This is a genomic window from Candidatus Polarisedimenticolia bacterium (genome assembly GCA_036004685.1).
GTDB lineage: Bacteria > Acidobacteriota > Polarisedimenticolia > Gp22-AA2 > AA152 > DASYRE01.
Window position 1 is genome coordinate 25,575 of sequence record DASYRE010000062.1, and the last position, 15,210, is coordinate 40,784.

At 65.7% G+C, this 15,210-nt stretch carries 14 protein-coding genes; 4 read left to right on the plus strand and 10 right to left on the minus strand.

Going from position 1 to position 15,210, the window contains the following annotated elements:
• Positions 1-18: 18 nt before the first annotated feature.
• Positions 19-594, minus strand: a complete 576-nt coding sequence (locus tag VGR67_16315) for a sigma-70 family RNA polymerase sigma factor (protein HEV8337976.1) — start codon at positions 592-594, stop codon at positions 19-21.
• A 142-nt stretch (positions 595-736) separates the two neighbouring features.
• Between VGR67_16315 and VGR67_16320 the strand changes: the two genes are divergently transcribed.
• From VGR67_16320 to VGR67_16330, 3 genes are all read left to right on the plus strand, one after another.
• Complete coding sequence (locus VGR67_16320) at positions 737-2,218, plus strand: DUF3943 domain-containing protein (GenBank protein ID HEV8337977.1); 1,482 nt, start codon at positions 737-739, stop codon at positions 2,216-2,218.
• A 241-nt stretch (positions 2,219-2,459) separates the two neighbouring features.
• Complete coding sequence (locus VGR67_16325) at positions 2,460-2,780, plus strand: hypothetical protein (protein ID HEV8337978.1); 321 nt, start codon at positions 2,460-2,462, stop codon at positions 2,778-2,780.
• A gap of 61 nt (positions 2,781-2,841) precedes the next feature.
• Positions 2,842-3,063 (plus strand): hypothetical protein, encoded by a 222-nt coding sequence (locus VGR67_16330; GenBank protein ID HEV8337979.1) that lies wholly within the window; start codon positions 2,842-2,844, stop codon positions 3,061-3,063.
• A 131-nt stretch (positions 3,064-3,194) separates the two neighbouring features.
• Here the strand turns inward: VGR67_16330 and VGR67_16335 are convergent, their stop codons facing one another.
• The 5 genes from VGR67_16335 to VGR67_16355 all read right to left on the minus strand — a co-directional run bounded on the left by VGR67_16335 (position 3,195) and on the right by VGR67_16355 (position 9,413).
• Entirely contained in the window at positions 3,195-5,330 is a 2,136-nt protein-coding gene (locus VGR67_16335; protein ID HEV8337980.1) for a peptidase domain-containing ABC transporter, read from the minus strand.
• Entirely contained in the window at positions 5,327-8,590 is a 3,264-nt protein-coding gene (locus tag VGR67_16340) for a type 2 lanthipeptide synthetase LanM family protein (protein ID HEV8337981.1), read from the minus strand. Before VGR67_16340 ends, VGR67_16335 begins: the two co-directional genes overlap by 4 nt.
• Before the next feature lie 72 nt (positions 8,591-8,662).
• Positions 8,663-8,872, minus strand: a complete 210-nt coding sequence (locus VGR67_16345; protein ID HEV8337982.1) for a mersacidin/lichenicidin family type 2 lantibiotic — start codon at positions 8,870-8,872, stop codon at positions 8,663-8,665.
• Positions 8,873-8,915: 43 nt separating this feature from the next.
• The gene (locus VGR67_16350) at positions 8,916-9,128 is read right to left on the minus strand and encodes a mersacidin/lichenicidin family type 2 lantibiotic (protein ID HEV8337983.1); all 213 of its coding nucleotides are present in this window, start codon (positions 9,126-9,128) and stop codon (positions 8,916-8,918) included.
• Positions 9,129-9,197: 69 nt separating this feature from the next.
• The gene (locus VGR67_16355; GenBank protein ID HEV8337984.1) at positions 9,198-9,413 is read right to left on the minus strand and encodes a mersacidin/lichenicidin family type 2 lantibiotic; all 216 of its coding nucleotides are present in this window, start codon (positions 9,411-9,413) and stop codon (positions 9,198-9,200) included.
• 278 nt (positions 9,414-9,691) lie between these two features.
• On the opposite strand from VGR67_16355, the gene VGR67_16360 reads away from it, so the two are divergent.
• Positions 9,692-9,853: a hypothetical protein gene (locus tag VGR67_16360; protein ID HEV8337985.1), complete on the plus strand. Its 162-nt coding sequence runs from the start codon at positions 9,692-9,694 to the stop codon at positions 9,851-9,853.
• 67 nt (positions 9,854-9,920) lie between these two features.
• On the opposite strand, the gene VGR67_16365 is transcribed toward VGR67_16360, so the two are convergent.
• The 4 genes from VGR67_16365 to VGR67_16380 form a co-directional block, all read right to left on the minus strand.
• On the minus strand, positions 9,921-10,541 hold the full coding sequence (locus VGR67_16365) for a murein L,D-transpeptidase catalytic domain family protein (GenBank protein ID HEV8337986.1): 621 nt from the start codon (positions 10,539-10,541) through the stop codon (positions 9,921-9,923).
• A 251-nt stretch (positions 10,542-10,792) separates the two neighbouring features.
• Positions 10,793-12,571: a L,D-transpeptidase family protein gene (locus VGR67_16370; protein ID HEV8337987.1), complete on the minus strand. Its 1,779-nt coding sequence runs from the start codon at positions 12,569-12,571 to the stop codon at positions 10,793-10,795.
• A gap of 107 nt (positions 12,572-12,678) precedes the next feature.
• Positions 12,679-14,469 carry a hypothetical protein gene (locus VGR67_16375; protein ID HEV8337988.1) on the minus strand — a complete coding sequence of 597 codons (1,791 nt, stop codon included), beginning with the start codon at positions 14,467-14,469 and terminating at the stop codon, positions 12,679-12,681.
• A 187-nt stretch (positions 14,470-14,656) separates the two neighbouring features.
• Complete coding sequence (locus VGR67_16380; GenBank protein HEV8337989.1) at positions 14,657-15,121, minus strand: DUF1579 family protein; 465 nt, start codon at positions 15,119-15,121, stop codon at positions 14,657-14,659.
• Positions 15,122-15,210 lie beyond the last annotated feature (89 nt).

Sequence of the window (15,210 nt, forward strand, 5' to 3'; positions counted from 1 at the left end):
GCGCCGCCGGAAGCCGGCTCAGGGAACGGATGGCCCTTCGGTCATGTTCTGATACAGGAAAGCCTTGGCGATTCGCCAGTCCCGCTTGACGGTCCTCGGCGCCAGCTCCAGGACTTCCGCCGTCTCCTCGACCGAGAGCCCGCCGAAGAAGCGCAGCTCGACGACGCGCCCCAGCCGCGGACTCATCTCGCTCAACCGCGTGATGGCCGCGTCGAGCGCGATCAACTCCTCGCCTCGCGCCTCCACCCGCAGCAGCGGCTCGTCCAGCTCGATCGGGATCGCTCCCCCGCCGCGCTTCTTGGCGTGGCGGTTCCGGGCGTAGTCGATCAGGATGTGCCGCATGGCGGTCGCCGCCACCGAGAAGAAATGGCCGCGATCCTGCCAGTCGGCGCGCGATTGATCGACGAGCCTCAGATAAGCTTCGTGAACCAGCGCCGTCGTCTTGAGCGTCTGATCGGGGCGCCCGCGCTTGAGCGCCCGGTGCGCGATGGCGCGCAGGTCCCGGTAGACGAGGGAGAAGAGCTCATTGAAGGCGTCCTCATCGCCCCGCTTCAAGGCCGCGAGTCGCTGGGTGATCTTCCCGGCGGAGTCCATGCCGAGGGAATCTAGCTGAATTCCTCTTGTCTTTCAAGGGTTTCCGTCGCCGCTGGGATCGCCCACCCGAAATGGCGGGAGGCGTTCTTACCCATTCATCGAATCGTGACGTAGTATCCCTTCGAAATTCATGGGAGCCACGATGACTGCCCGTAACGCGCCGGACCGCGCTCGGCGTCGCGCCGGTTTCCTGGGAACGATCCTCCTGGCCGCCTCTTTCGCCGCACTCGCTGAGGAAGGCGGCTCCCCGGATCCGGTCGTCCAGGCGGCGGAGCAGGAGGCGGCGAATTCTGGGCATCCGGACACTGCCGAGTCCCCTCCGCGGAGGAGCTTTCTCGTTCCCGCGGCCGACATCGTCGCATTCGATCTCCTGCTGAACCTGGTCAACCGGCGCGTCGACGGAAGCGACTACGATTCGAGCTGGGAGACCATCCGACGGAACGCGCGCGGCCCCTGGGTCGTCGACGACGACCCCTTCGCCATCAACCAGCTCTGGCACCCGTACCAGGGCGCCGCTTATCAAGGGTTCGCGCGATCGGCCGGTCTCGGCTTCTGGCAGTCCTTCGCCTATACCTTCGCCGGCAGCGTTCTCTGGGAGATCGCGGGGGAAGCGACTCCGCCTTCCCGCAACGATCAAATCGCGAGCGGCATCGGCGGGAACTTCCTGGGCGAGCCTCTCTTTCGGATGGCGGCCATGGTGCTGGGGAACGGCGATACGAAGCCGGGATTCTGGCGCCAGCTCGTCGCCGCGGGGATTTCCCCCTCGACCGGTTTCAACCGCCTCGCCTTCGGGGATCGATTCGACTCCATCTTCGACGACGGAGAGCCGGCGTACTTCAGCCGGCTCCAGATCGGAGCGAGCGGCACCGCTCAGAATGATCCGGGAACCTCGACGCGGCTGCGGCGCAACGAGGGGCTCGTCGATTTCTCCTTGGACTACGGACTGCCGGGGAAGTCGGACGATTCCCTCAAACGGCCCTTCGATTATTTCAGCTTCCAGATCACCGTCTCGAGCGGCGGCGGATTCGAGAGCGTCCTGACGCGGGGAATTCTCGTGGGAGCCGACTACGAGGCGGGCCGCCGGGTCCGGGGGCTGTGGGGGCTTTACGGCGCCTACGACTACATCGCGCCTCAGACGTTCCGCGTCTCCAGCACGGCCCTCGGACTCGGGACGACCGCCCAATGGTCGATCACCGACTCGACCGCCCTGCAAGGAACGGCTCTCCTGGGTGCCGGTTACGGGGCCGTGGGAACGATCAACGGCGCCGACGAGAACGACTACCACTACGGAATCGCGCCGGTGGCGTTGACGGCGCTGCGCGCCAACTTCGGCGATCGGTCATCGATCGACGTGACGGCGCGCGACTATTTCGTCAGCCGGGTCGCCGCCGCCGACACGGGCGGCCACGACAACATCGTGCGCGCCGACGCGTCCTTCACGATGCGCCTGAGGCGCAAGCACGCGATCTCGATCAAGTACCTTTGGAATCATCGCGCCGCATCCTATCCGGACCTCGGCGATCGCACGCAGACCCGGGCTACCGTCGGCCTCTTCTACACGCGGCTCGGGCACGATCGGTTCGGCACGGTCGACTGGAGCGGTGAGGCCGGCAGCTCGCCGTAAGCGACCCTTGGTTCCTTCCCCCGAGTCTTCCCCGGAGGCAAAGCGCTCGCACCGCCACCCTTCCGGCCGCTTGCCTGGTCCCGTGGCAGGTCCTGGGCCGCCGTCGGCGCAGCCCGAGGATTTCCTGCTGCAGCATGCGGCGGGAGAGGCCCGGCACCGGGGCGAACGGGCCTCTTGACCCCGGGCGTCATTGGAGGTATTTAGAGGGCGAATCCTCACCCACTTCATGGAGAGCAAATCGATGCTGGGCAAGAGTCATTGGATCGGCAAGACCATCGCTCTGGCCGTCATGGCGATCGCGGGCGTGGCGCTCATGGCCGCCTTCGACCCGGCGGGGCTGTCCGCGGACACTTCGCGCCCCACGATGGTCTGCGCCGCGCCCGAGAACGGCGCTCCGGCCGTCGCGCAGCCCGACCAGGAGGGCAGCCAGCCCGAGCCGGCGGCCATCTGCCGGCTGCGCCCGGAGTGCTCCGTCGATTCCGACTGCGACGCGAAGTGCGGCGCCGGTCAAGGGAAGTGCGTGCACAGCAACTGCCCGATTCGGATCTGTAAGTGCAGCTGAGGCCGGAGCGATTGCCCGGGCGATCGGGCCGTCGCAGGCGTCAAATCCGACGGGGTGACCGATGCTCAAGGTATTCGCTGTCGCGGCGGCCGCGCTGACCATGCTTCTGGGCGGGCCGGCCGCGAACGAGCCGGCGACCGGCAAGCGCCCCCCTTCGATCTCCACCGAAGGGATTTGTCCGCAAATCTATGCTCCGGTCATCTGCGACAACGGCAAGGTCTATCCCAACCAGTGCGTCGCCGACCAGCATCACGCCAAGCACTGCGTGCCGTACGGAATCTGATCTTCACGAAGTCCGGGAGCCGGGCGCCCCCCGGCTCCCGGTTGCGATCCGAACGACGCGCCGCTTGCCGGAAGCTCCCGCCGCCAGGCTCAACCCGCCGCCTCGAGCGCCTCCCAGCGCATCGGCCGACCTCACGACGCCTCCTCAGGCTCTCCCCACATCCGCGCATAGGGCCCGTCCCGCCGGAGGAGCTCCTCATGCGTCCCAGCCTGGGCGATCCGGCCCTTCTCCAGGACGATCACGCGATCGGCGGCCGCGGCGACGTGAAGGCGATGCGTCACGATGATCCGCGTGCAGCGCAGCGCTTCCAGGCCTCCATAGATCCGCCGCTCGGTCAGTCGATCCACCGCCGCCGTCGCCTCGTCGAGAATCATCACGCCGGGGCGCAGCGCGATCGCGCGGGCCAGACAGAGGCGTTGTCGCTGTCCTCCGCTCAGGTGAAGGCCCCCGGCTCCGACGGGCGTCGCCAGGATCAGGGGCATCCTCTCGACGTCCTCGAGCAGGCAGGCAATCTCCAGGGCCTTGTAAACGTCCTCCACCGGGATGTCGCGGCCCAGGGTGACGTTCTCGTGCACCGTGCCGCCGGCCAGGATGTTCTCCTGGAAGACGCAACCGATGCGGGCGCGGAGATCGGCCCGGTCGTAGCGATCCACGGCGAGGCCGTCGACCCGCATCTCGCCCCGCGTGGGCTCGTAAAGGGTGGCCAGGAGCTTCGCCAGGGTCGATTTCCCGCAGCCCGTGCGGCCGACAATCACGGTCATCTTCCCCGCCTCGATCTCCAGATCGATCCCCTCCAGGACCGGGTCGCTCGATTTCGAGTATTGGAACGCGACGTCGCGCAGAAGGAAATCACCGCGCAACCCTTCCACGGGGGCTGCCGCTTCCGCGGGCCCCATCGATTCGACCCGGGTGCTGAGGAGCTCGTCGGCCCGCCGGAGATACTCCGCGGTGCTCCGAAATCGATACGCTCCGGCCGCCAGCGCGGAGACGGGACCGAGACAGACGCCCGCGAGGGAGAAGAAGGCGACCGCCGCGCCGACGCTCACGTGACCCCGGATGGCCATCGCCGCCCCCGTCGCCAGCACGAGGAATTGGGCGCCGGTTTGGGCCGCCAGCAACAACCCCTCCCAGAAGGCGCTCCGGCGGCGGCGACCGAGGCGGGCCGCCACGCGCTCCTCCAGCAGCCGCGACCAGATGGGCTCCGTCCGCCGGATCCCCACCATCTTGACGTCGGCGATCCCGCCGAGCGCCTCGGCCGCGAAATTGTAGAGTCGCGCGTTCGACAGGATGTCGCGGATGAACTCATCCAGACTGGCTCGATGGGCGAACCAGGTGAGCACCCCCTGGAGGAGCGCGGCGGCGATGACGAGTCCGCTCATCTGCGGATAGAGGGCGAACAGCGCCACCAGAGCGGTGATCGCCAGAAGCGCGTCCAGGAAGGCCGAGAGCACCTGATCCAGCAGCTCGTCGAGGACCATGTCGGCGCCCTGCACGCGCATGACCAGGTCCTCCACGGGCCGCCCGTGGAAAAACGGAAGCGGAAGGTGCAGCAGGTGGCGGAAGACGCGATCCAGCGTGTCCCGGCTCACGTCGCGGGAAAGAGACGCCATGGCGCGGCCGCGGACCCAGGCGACGAGGGCGTAGCCGGCGACCAGGGCCGGCACGCCGGCGGCCATCAGGGCGACCAGGGACAGGGATCTCGCCGGAATCAAGCGATCCACGACGAAGGCGAGGGCCGCCGGGAGGGCGAAGGCCATTCCCTGCAGGCACAGCGAGAGGGCCACGAGAGCCAGGATCAGGCGCGATCGCGCCCGAGCGACCGATTTCAGGAACGTCATCCAGGATCGGTTCCGCTTCCTCGTGAAGGCGGGTGTGGGCTCGAAGAGGACGAGGACACCGGAGAATTCCTCCAGAAACGCGGCCATCCCCCGATCGAGCCGGCCGCGCATCGGATCGACCACCCGCACCGACTTTCCCGGACGGCAGCGCTCCAGGACGACGAAATGGCCCGTTCGGTAGTGGGCGATGGCGGGCAGCGGCACGTTCCGCAGCGCCGAGGGATTCTCGGCTCTCACGCCCCGCGCCTGCATCCCCAGCTCGCGGCCCACCCGGACCAGCTCGTACCCGGTCGTCCCGTCACGGCTCGTTCCGAGTCGCTCGCGAATGTCGTCCACCGAGGAGTCGCGGCCATGCCAGGCCATGACCATCGCCAGACACGCCGGACCGCAATCGTATTGGAGAGCGGTGGGAAGCCACGGAACCCTCACCGGCGCCTCCTGAATTCGCCGGGAGGATCCATCAGGAGGATGGAGGGAACGCGGTCGGGGTCGGCGGCGCGCAGCAATCCGTAGCCGATCCCCGCGAGACCGTTCATCAACCCCGGAGCTTCGATGTTCGCCACCGTCCCGCAAATCCAGCCGTCGTTTTCCACGCTCCTCAAGATGGCGCGCAGCAGGCGACCCTCCTGCTCCGCGAGCTTCGGGTCGTTCCTTTCGCGCCGCGCCTGGAGGATGAAGTCGAGATTGCCCAGATCGCCGTGGCAGAGGCTGTGGTTCTTTCCGAAGCCTCGCTCCAGGGTGAGAGCCAGACAGCGATCGAGATCCTCCCGCAGGCCCGGCGCGTCGAGATGCCGGCAGGCCCGCAACAACGCGAGACCGATGCCAGGCGAGCCGTAGCACCAGCTCATCGCCAGCGCCTTCTCCGCGGCCGAGAGCTTGCCGCGCCCGGCCGTCGCGGGCGGCGCCGCTTCCTCGTCCGTCACTTTCCCAATCGACTCGCTTTCGAAGGCGAAGCCGCCCGAGGCGGCGTCCTTGAAGCGCGCGTCGCCGGTGACCTGCGCCAGCTCGAGAAGCGCGAAGGCGATCCCCGCCGCTCCGTGAGAAAAGCCGGTCTGCGGCTCGTCCCCCCCGACCTCGGTGAGCCACGAGATTCCCCCTCCGGCCGGACGCGCCTTCGCCAGCAGCCGCTCCCCGCATTGGCGGGCCACCTCCAGCGCGCGAGGCGAGCCGTTCAAGCGGTGCAAGGCCAGCAGCGCGGCGATCGCCCCCGCGGCCCCCGCGACGACGTCGAGGAAGGTGTCCCGCTCCAGGCGCTCCGCGATCCGCTCGATCATCGCTTCAGCCGTATCGAGGAGGGCCGGGTCTCCCTGAAGCGCGCCGAGATGGGCCAGAGCGTAGAGGACGCCGCCCCAGCCCTGGAACATCCCGATGTTCGGGACCTGATCCCCGACCCGCTGAAGTCGCACAAGAAGCGTCTCCATACCGCGACCGGCCATCTCCATCCAGCGGTCCTCCCCCGTCGCGGAGGACAGGTAGGCGAGAAAGAGAGCGATGCCCGGAGTCCCCGCGTAGAGATCTTCGGGCATCGGGAACAACGACCAGATCTGATTCCTCAAGTCGAGACCTACCCAGGTGAGATATCGATCGTCCCGGACGGCCATCCGCTCGAACCAGTCTCCCAGCCGCCTCGCCGCGGCGACGAGCCGGGACTTCACCTGGGGATCCCCACGAGGCTCTCCAGGGTCCGACAGCGAGAAACCGGGCCATTCCCCTTTGTACCGATTCAGAAGAAGCGTGCCGAGGGAGACGCGCGTGAGCCACGCCTGCCGGTCGAGGTCCTCCTCCCCCATGCCGGCGATCCGGCGACGCACCTCCTCGAGGGCCGGCTCGGGGAAGAACCGCGGAACGCGCTTCTCGCGGCTGGTCCAGAGATCCGCGGATCCGGGATTCGCCCCGAAATAGGGAACGTCTCCGGCGAGCAGATCCAGGCGTTCGTGGCCGGCGATCTGCTCGATGGCGGGAAACTCCTCCACCCCGACCCAGAGGCGGTCCAAAAAGCGGTCGCGGTCGAGGGCATCGCGCAGGAAATCGGGATGGAAGCTCTCCTCCAGGAGCAAGCCGTAAGCCCGCGTCGATCGAAGCACCGCCCGGCCGGCGTCGTCCTTGAAAAGGACGATCGGGCCGTCCTGAGCCAGCAGTTCTTCGCGATGGCGCAGCAGAAGCCGGTAGACGCTGCGAAATCCCGACTCCACCTCGCCGATGTGGTCGGCCGCCTCCACTTCCTTGCCTTGGAGGGTGGGGAGGTTCTTGCCGGCCCCCATCGGGAGCCGTTTTTTCACGGCCGACATTTCGTCGCTGCCGGAGCGCTCCCATTCGAGCGTCCGGTCGGGAGAAGGCTTGCCGGCCACCGAAGCCACGCCGCTCAAATCGGATCCCGTGAATCCCTCATCCTCGCCCACGCGGAACGGGAGGAGACCCACTCGCAGCACCGATTGGCTCAGGACGCGGGCTGCCAGGCGCTCATCGGGCTTCTCCGACTCGGGCCTCGGCACCTTCGGATGGAGCAGCGACTCGAGATCGATCGGGACGGGTTGATCTCCGCAGGCAATCAGGTTCTCGAAGTGGAAGTCCACGGCGCCGATGGCGTAGAGGACCGCCAGCAAGCCGCCGAGTCTCACGTGATAACGACCGATCGCGCCCTCCGTGGCGCACTCGCCTGCCTGGGCGAATTCGATCCAACCGTGGCTTCCGCGGTCCAGGACGCGCAGCGTCCGGAACGGCGGATGATCTCCACGCTGGTTCAACCACCCCAGGAGACGTTGAAAATGAGCGTCCATCCCCAGGGGACGCGGCTTGTAGACCAGCGCGCCGCCCTTCGCGAGCTTCACGATCACCACGCTGCGGCCGCCGCGGTGCGAATCTCCGGCGCTCATCTCCAGCCCGGCGAGCGGCCCCGGATCCTCCCCCGCGAAAAAAACGTCCTGCAGCATCAGCCAGTCCGCCGAAAACCGGCGCAGGAACTCCAAGGAGACGTCGACCCAGGTCACCGTCAGCTCGACGAGCTGTCGGGCGAGAACCGGATACTCTCGAAGCAGCGCCGTGGCGGGCGCGAACCGGCGCAATTGTCCGACGAAGCTCCCGAACCGCTCTTCCGGGGTCGAGCCCGACAGTCTGCCTTCCATGCGGGCGACGTTCAGCTCCAGGACCAGCGTCCGATCCATCATCCAGAGCAGCCTCGGAAAGAGCGACGAGAAGATCAGCCGCTCGGCCTCCAGCGGCTCCCAGGGATGGGTCGCCGGGCCGGGAGGGATCATGGTGAGGCCCGCTCGGAAGCGCTTCAGCCCGAAATCCACCAGCGGGACGGCGAGGTTCAGGAAGCCGGCCAGGGGGTTATTGCGGATCGATTCCGGCAGCTCGAGCGAGTCGGCGCCGCGCCATTCCGGAAGAGAATAGGCCTCGGCGAGATCCGCCAGCCACGGCGACCCAGCCTCCGAGCCCAGCGCTTCGGGGGCGACCTCCAGCAGCGCCCGGAACTTCGCCTCGTCCAGACCGTCGGCGGCCAGCCGCCGGACGAGCCAGTCGGCCCGGTCAAAGGGCGCCTGCCGCTTCCATGATTCGAAGAGGAACCGGGCCCGCTGCGATTCCTCGGCCGATGCGGATCGTGTCGAAGGCCTTGCCGCGATTCGGGACTTTCTTTCGGCCAGGGTCAGGGCCCGGTTCCAGTCGGCCGTCTCGAACTCGGAGATCATTCGCGGCATCCTAAAAACCAAGGGCGGGGGGGCCCAAGAGCCCACCCGCCCTGTTTGCCTAGATCGGGCTCCCTAGGGACAACAGCGACGGAAGCGCGAGGTGTCGGTGCAGCACTGGCAGGTTGTTAGCGCCGGAGCGGCCACGCCCGAGGCTTCTTTCAGCTGCTCGTCGCTGAGGTCGATGAGCCCCGCGGGGTGATTCGGAATCTGGGCGAGCTCTTCGGGGCCGAGGCTGGCTCGATAGGAAAGATCCTTCCACGCGCGCACGACGTCGAGCTTCATCGGAAACCTCCTTGAAAGATGAACCGGTTTGAAAAGGGCTCGATCAAGGGCAGCAACGCGATCGCCGGTACGTCTCGGACATGGTGCAGACGGGACTGGTGGTCGCCGGAATCCCCGCCAGGCCTGAGGCCGACTTGAGCTCCTCATCGCTGAGCTCGACGATTCCGGCAGGATGCGCTGGAATCTGTCCGATCTCGTCCTCGCTCAATCCAGCGCGATACGAGAGGTCCTTCCAGGCGCGGACGATGTCTGGCATTGTCGACCCTCCTTGAAATGAGGTCTTGGAAGCAAGCCCTGAGAGGAACGGCGTGACACGAGCCGACCTCTAGTTGCAGCAGTGAAACCGACGAAACGTGTACTCCGTGCAAGTCTTGAAGGTCGTGACGATGATTCCCGCCACTCCCGAGGCGGCCCGAAGCTGATCATCGGTCAGGTCGACGACCCCGGAGGGATGCTGGGGAAACCCCTTCAAGTCCTCGGGGCTCAGGCTCGCCCGATAAGACGGATCTTTCCACAAACGGACCAGATCGATCGTGACCATCTTGCCTCCTTTTCAGGAACGCTACGTAGTTGCGTTACGATCCCGTTAAACGCTGGATGGAGGCATTACTACACCTGAATGTCCCGACCGTCAAGGAGAAGCTTCCCATGAAGTTACCTCCGCGAAATGTCTTGACAGCATAAGCCGGCGGACCCTGCAAAACCTCGTTTGGCGCGCGCCGATCGGGCAATTTTGCTGCAAAACTGGAAGCGGAAGTTCCGGCTCGCCCGTGGCTCCTGGGAAGTGAGTTGGATTACGACCGGAGGGAGGCGCTTAGCGTGGCGAAGGACGGACGGCCGGTGGTGGGGTCGCTTCAGGCGAGTGTGACCCCCAGCGGCGCTCCGCGCTCGCTCACCTTACTCTGGACCGCGGACGGCGGGCTCGTGACGCTCAACGATCTTCTGGCCACGTCAGGATTCGTGGATCCGGCGGCGCAATAAGTCGATCCGGCAAACGCTTTCCCCGGCTTTCCAAGAACAGGCGGCTTCGCGGGTGGGTCGAGCTGCTTCAGCGGGTGGCGCGGGATAGCCCGTCGGCTGGACTGGAAGCGCCTCCGGCGATCGCGGGCGTCGGGCCGGCCGGCGTATCGGGCGCGTCCAGAGAGGGATGGTAGGCATAGAGAAGGGTTTGATCTTTGACTTCGTCAATCAGGGTCCGCGCGATGGCGGGGCGCAAGGCGGGACAGCCCCAACTGCGTCCGAGACGCCCGAGCTTTTGCGCGACTTCATCGCCGACGTAGGGAGCGCCGTGGACGACAATGGTACGCTCCTCCGCGCGATCGTTCCTTCCTGGCTCCATTCCGCGAAGACGCAGTGAGTAGCCGTTCTTGCCGTCGTAGGTCGTCCCGGTCACGAACGCGCCGAGCGATGTCATGAGGCTCCCATCCTCGTTCGAGAAGTGGGTGGCCAGATCCTCGCCCGAGTTTTTGCCGTGCGCCACCAGCTCATGGAAGAGAAGCCGGCGCGAGGCCAGATCGAAGACCCACATCCTTCGCGTCATCGACGAAAGGCCGTAATCAATCACCGTGAGGATGGGGCGCGTGACTTCTCCTCGCGCTCGCAAGTCCTCCCAAGCCGCCAGCGCCGCGCGCAGCGCCTGGGGACGCATGGTGGGCGCCGCTTGCAGCAAATCAGCTTCCAGCGATTCGGAGTCGGTAACGACCGCTGGAATTCGGCTTAGGACTGGGCTCGAAGGGGCTGCAGGCAGCGCGACGGCCGTTCCGGCACGAAGCGGAATAGCCGAGAAGAGGAGGATGGAAGCCAGCAAGAGGATGGGGGTGGCTTTCATGACAGAATCATTATAAGGGAGCTTGTCAGGAAAGTCCTGCCTCGTGCGTCAGGAAAATCGAAATTTGCTCGCCCTATTAGGCGCTATGGGGGCTATTGGCCCGAAACTGGCGGGGTAGGCTGTGGGGCGCCGGGGGACGGCTTCAAGTTTTGTAGGGAAGCCTTCTCGATGGCGGCCGCCTGGGGACCGTCGAGGTCGTAGATGTCCTGGGCGAAGTGGAGGCCCTCCTCCCCCGCCCAGGCCGTCAGATAGAGGATATGGATGGAGACGGGGGGCTTGACCGGAAGGTCTCGCTCTTCCGGCTTCTGGAGCGCCTCGCCGAGAAGTTGCCGCGACGAGTCATCGAGAATCTGCTGGGCCAGCTCGAGCGGTTTTTCGACCCGGATGCAGCCATGGCTCAAGTCCCGGTCCGATTGGTCGAACAGGCTCTTGGCGGGCGTGTCGTGCAGGTAGATCTGGAAATCGTTGGTGAGCTGGAATTTCAGCCGGCCGAGCGCGTTGTCCGGTCCCGGATCCTGGCGAAGCCGGAAGGGAAACTCCGCGTTCTCATCGATCGATTGCCAGTCCACCGTTGCCGGATCGATCTCGACAGCGTCCTCTCCCGAGCCCTTGAGCAGGCGAATTCCTTCGCGCTCCAGCGCTCTCGGATCTTTCTGGAGCTCCCGAACGTATTCATGGACGGCAATTCCCTCGGGGACGTTCCAGGGCGGATTGGCGACGATCGCGACGATCCGATCGCTGAACACCGGCGTGGGGGTGTACGCTTTGCCGACGACGATTCGCGTGCGCCAGACCGAGCTTCCTTTCCGGACCAGCTCGAGGCGAAATCCGGCGATGTTCACGAGAACGTGCGGCTCCCCGAGTTGGCGCGGAATCCAGCGCCATCGCTCGAGGTTCAGCTCGACCTGCCGGATCCGCCGATCGACCGGCACGTTCAATGCGGCGAGCGTCTCCGAGCTCAGTTTCCCATGCGGCTCGATCCCGTGGCGCTCCTGAAATCGGCGGAGAGACTCGGAGAGCGGCGTATCGAATCGATCCCCGGCGGTGCTCGCCGGAAGAGATGCCCCTTCCTTCCCGCCTCTCTCCGCGAGTCGCTGGCGAAGAAGGGAAACCCTCGGCCCGCGCGAGCCGGGCTTCATCTCCGGGCCCGCGGGAACGACGGGCCATCCGCCTGCCGCCTTGATCTCGCGAAGCCCCCTCAATTCATCGCGAAGGCGGGCGTAGCCCGCATGAGGGGGAGGAAGCGACTCGAGCAGTTCGGGGAGTTTGTCCGTCCGCAAGGCGCGTCCGAGCATCGCCAGGACGTCAAGCTCCGGGGGATTCGTGTGCCAGTCGCTCCGGATCTCGTCCGGGTGAACGCGGCCGGTGGAGAGATCGGACGCGTACCGGAAGAAGGAGGAGGTCATCAGCAGATCGAAATCGGCCAGGCCGGAGGCCGCCGACTCGTCGAGGTTGGCCTTGCCGATCCGCTCTTGCCGGCGCTCGAGCCCGCTGAGATAGTAGTCCTCCGGATCCAACCCATGCTCCCCCGCACGCCGCAGAGCTTCGAGGAATATCTTCGCGGACGGCCGGCTTCGGCCGGTGTCCTCGAACCAGGCCAGCCGGTAGGCGTTATCGGCGTAGAAGTCCTGAAGCGTGCTGCGCGTTGGAAATGCCGGCTTCGAAGCCCCTGGACCCTCTTTGGCCCCTTTCGGGGCGGCGCGCAGCTGGCGGGCCAGAGCCTGCCGGAGATCATCGGAAGACAGATCAGGCTTGCCGAGGTCCGCTAGAGATTTCAGACGCGCCTCGAGGAGCCTCTGAACCGGCCGATCCGTCCCGCACCCCCAAAGCAAGACGACGGAAAGCGCGATCCAGACGCGCCCGCGAGCCATTACCACCGAATCCTCCTCGCCAAAGCAGGAACGCTCAGACGATCGATCCTACTCGACGGGAAAGCAGGTTCCCAGGGAGCGGCCCCCGAGGGGTGCCAAGACGACGCTTAGTGGGTGTCGCCGCGACGGAGGTTTTGAACGGGCGCGGGAGGTTGGATGTCGACCCCTCCCGAGCCGTTCCATCGCTCGGGGACAGTCGTCGTGAAAACCGTAACCCGGGGTCGGGGCCATGCGGCTCCGGGCGAAAACCCCACTTCGAAGGGTCCCACGTCCGGCCCGCCGGGAGCTCCATCATTGAATCCCGGCAGCGGCACCCCGCGATTCTCCGCGGCGCTGCCCGCCAGAATCGCGAAGTTCAGGGCCCCCACGTCGACGAATTTCAGCGAGGAGGTTCCGGTGCCGAGGTAGGCTCCGTGACTGCCTCTCAGCCAGCCCTTGTCGACGCCGTTGACGAGCAGGTTGTAATCGCTGTCGAAGCTGGTGGACGTGTCCTGGCTGTTCCGGTTGCTTTCGAAGACGAAGATGTTGTTCCGGAACTGGAACATGTCGCGCCGCTTCTCGTTCCAGAAGAGCTCGTTCCCGCGCCCCCACATCAGGTTGTGGTAGTAGTAGATCTTCTGGGTCGCGTTGGGAGCATCCGATTTGATGATGGTCCAGGCGTTCCAGCCAAGTTCGTCGTAGCCGTACATGACATTCCGGTAATGAGGACCGATCAGGCTTCCCTCCTGATGGGAAACCGACGAGTTCCCGGCGGCCAGGAACAGATTGTCGTGCAGCCGCAGGTCGCGGGATTGAAAGCCGGCCGTGCTCTCCATCTGGATGTGATCGTCGTAGTTGTAGAGATAGACGTTGTGGTGAGACTGGGAATACTCGAACTCTCCCAGAATCTCGCCGTCGAAGGCTTCGTGCAGGTAGTTGTACCGGAACTCTTCATTGCGCGACGAATAGCTCTGGTAGGCTTCCGCGATCCCGCCCTCCAGCCAGAGAACGGCGTTGTACTCCTTGACCAGAGTGTACGTTTTTAGGCTGCCTCCATTGAGCTGGCGCACCGCCTCCGAGAAATCGCGGAAGCCCGGCCAGACGTATTCGCTCCATTCCACAATGGAATTGTCCGGCAGCTGGGCGCCGTACCGGCAGTACGAGAAGACCATGTTCCGGAGAGTCGGCGACACGCTGTCCTGGCTGAAGGAGATGCAGTAGACGCCGGCCCCCTTGATGCGGAACCCGTCGAAGATTACGTAGGGGGAGCCCGAGACCTTCACGACGCTGCCGCTGCCCGCATCCCCGTACGTTGGAGAGGAGAGCAGGACCGAGGCGCCGTTGGGATTGACGCCGCCCGGAAGCTTGATGTAGACCCTCCCGTTGCCGCTGGCCATTCCGTAGGCGACCATGTTGACCGTCCCCGCCTTTCCGGCGCGAAGATCGGCGACATTATTCAAGCGAAAGAGGTACTTTCCCTGATAGGCGCCGAACAGACACGGATCGTGGATGGCGGAGAAGATGCCGTCTCCGGTCACGCCGTCCGCGGCATCGTCCCAGGTCACCTGGCCCGACGCCACCTCCTTCCACATTCCGCTGATCGTCACCCCGCCCCGAGGCTCGGCGCGAATCCACACGGGGGAGGTTGACGAGCTGCCCAGGCTCTGAAAAACCGGCTTCTCATAGTAGACGCCGGGGCCGACGATCATGGCGTCTCCTCCGCGGGTCACGGAGGCGCCTTTCTGAATCGTGCGGCAGGCGCGATTCAGCGCCAGGCAATCGTTCGAGTCGTTTCCGGTGGAGGCGTCCACGTAGACCGTTTTCGGAGAGGTCTGGGCTCTGGCAGGATGGGGTCCGCTCCCGATGAGAGCGACCGCGACGAGAGCCAGGATGGACAGTTTGGCTCGAGGTTTGGGCATTTCTCACAACATGCGACCCGCACGCATCATAATGCACCGCCGCGCTCCGGACCAGCCAAATCGGCTCGTTTCCGGAACCTCGAGCTGCACCTCGGGTCCATCGAGCCGGTCTGGCGATGTCCTCTCGGACCGGTCCGCCGTGCCGATGCCCCGAAGGGTCCCTCCCCGGCTTTGCTGGGAATCGTCGTCAATCCTGGCGCGTCGAGTCCGCTTCGAACATCGTTCTCCAGCTCTCTCCGTCCTCCGACATCTCCATCGTGCTTCGCATCGTTCCGGGCCCCGGGAACTCGTAGGTCAAACGGAAATGGCCCATCGCGTTGCGGCTGGTCATGACCAGCTTCGACCCCTCGAAGCTGCCCCGGAAGACGTCGGCGGGCATGCCCGTGCTGTCCCACCAGTAGAGGAGGTAGCATCTCTCGCTCTTGTCGTAGGTGAAAACGGAGTGGCCTTCGAACGTCGTCTTCCCTTCGCGTTCCTGGCCGTAATCGCCGGTCACGATGAAGCCGCCGAGCGCGATGCGGTTCTTGATGCGGCCCTCCGCCGTTCCTCCTTTCGGATCCCATTGGGAGGGATGCATTTTCTCCTTGCTTGTCCAACCCCCCGCCATCTGCTCCAACTTGCGATGCTCCGGGCCCGGCTTCGGCATTTCCATCGATTGCCCTCCTTCCAGGGTCCGGCCCCGTCCGTTCTGACGGAGCTCGTATCGTTCGTACGGAAGTACCGATTATAGTGTCCGAACGA

What these genes read in the sequence shown, in the direction of transcription:
- VGR67_16350 (HEV8337983.1), bottom strand. Translation starts at nt 9,128, where the DNA reads ATGCCAGACATCGTCCGCGCCTGGAAGGACCTCTCGTATCGCGCTGGA.
- VGR67_16330 (HEV8337979.1), top strand. Translation starts at nt 2,842, where the DNA reads ATGCTCAAGGTATTCGCTGTCGCGGCGGCCGCGCTGACCATGCTTCTG.
- VGR67_16380 (HEV8337989.1), bottom strand. Translation starts at nt 15,121, where the DNA reads ATGGAAATGCCGAAGCCGGGCCCGGAGCATCGCAAGTTGGAGCAGATG.
- VGR67_16325 (HEV8337978.1), top strand. Translation starts at nt 2,460, where the DNA reads ATGCTGGGCAAGAGTCATTGGATCGGCAAGACCATCGCTCTGGCCGTC.
- VGR67_16340 (HEV8337981.1), bottom strand. Translation starts at nt 8,590, where the DNA reads ATGATCTCCGAGTTCGAGACGGCCGACTGGAACCGGGCCCTGACCCTG.
- VGR67_16345 (HEV8337982.1), bottom strand. Translation starts at nt 8,872, where the DNA reads ATGAAGCTCGACGTCGTGCGCGCGTGGAAGGATCTTTCCTATCGAGCC.
- VGR67_16375 (HEV8337988.1), bottom strand. Translation starts at nt 14,469, where the DNA reads ATGCCCAAACCTCGAGCCAAACTGTCCATCCTGGCTCTCGTCGCGGTC.
- VGR67_16355 (HEV8337984.1), bottom strand. Translation starts at nt 9,413, where the DNA reads ATGGTCACGATCGATCTGGTCCGTTTGTGGAAAGATCCGTCTTATCGG.
- VGR67_16320 (HEV8337977.1), top strand. Translation starts at nt 737, where the DNA reads ATGACTGCCCGTAACGCGCCGGACCGCGCTCGGCGTCGCGCCGGTTTC.
- VGR67_16315 (HEV8337976.1), bottom strand. Translation starts at nt 594, where the DNA reads ATGGACTCCGCCGGGAAGATCACCCAGCGACTCGCGGCCTTGAAGCGG.
- VGR67_16370 (HEV8337987.1), bottom strand. Translation starts at nt 12,571, where the DNA reads ATGGCTCGCGGGCGCGTCTGGATCGCGCTTTCCGTCGTCTTGCTTTGG.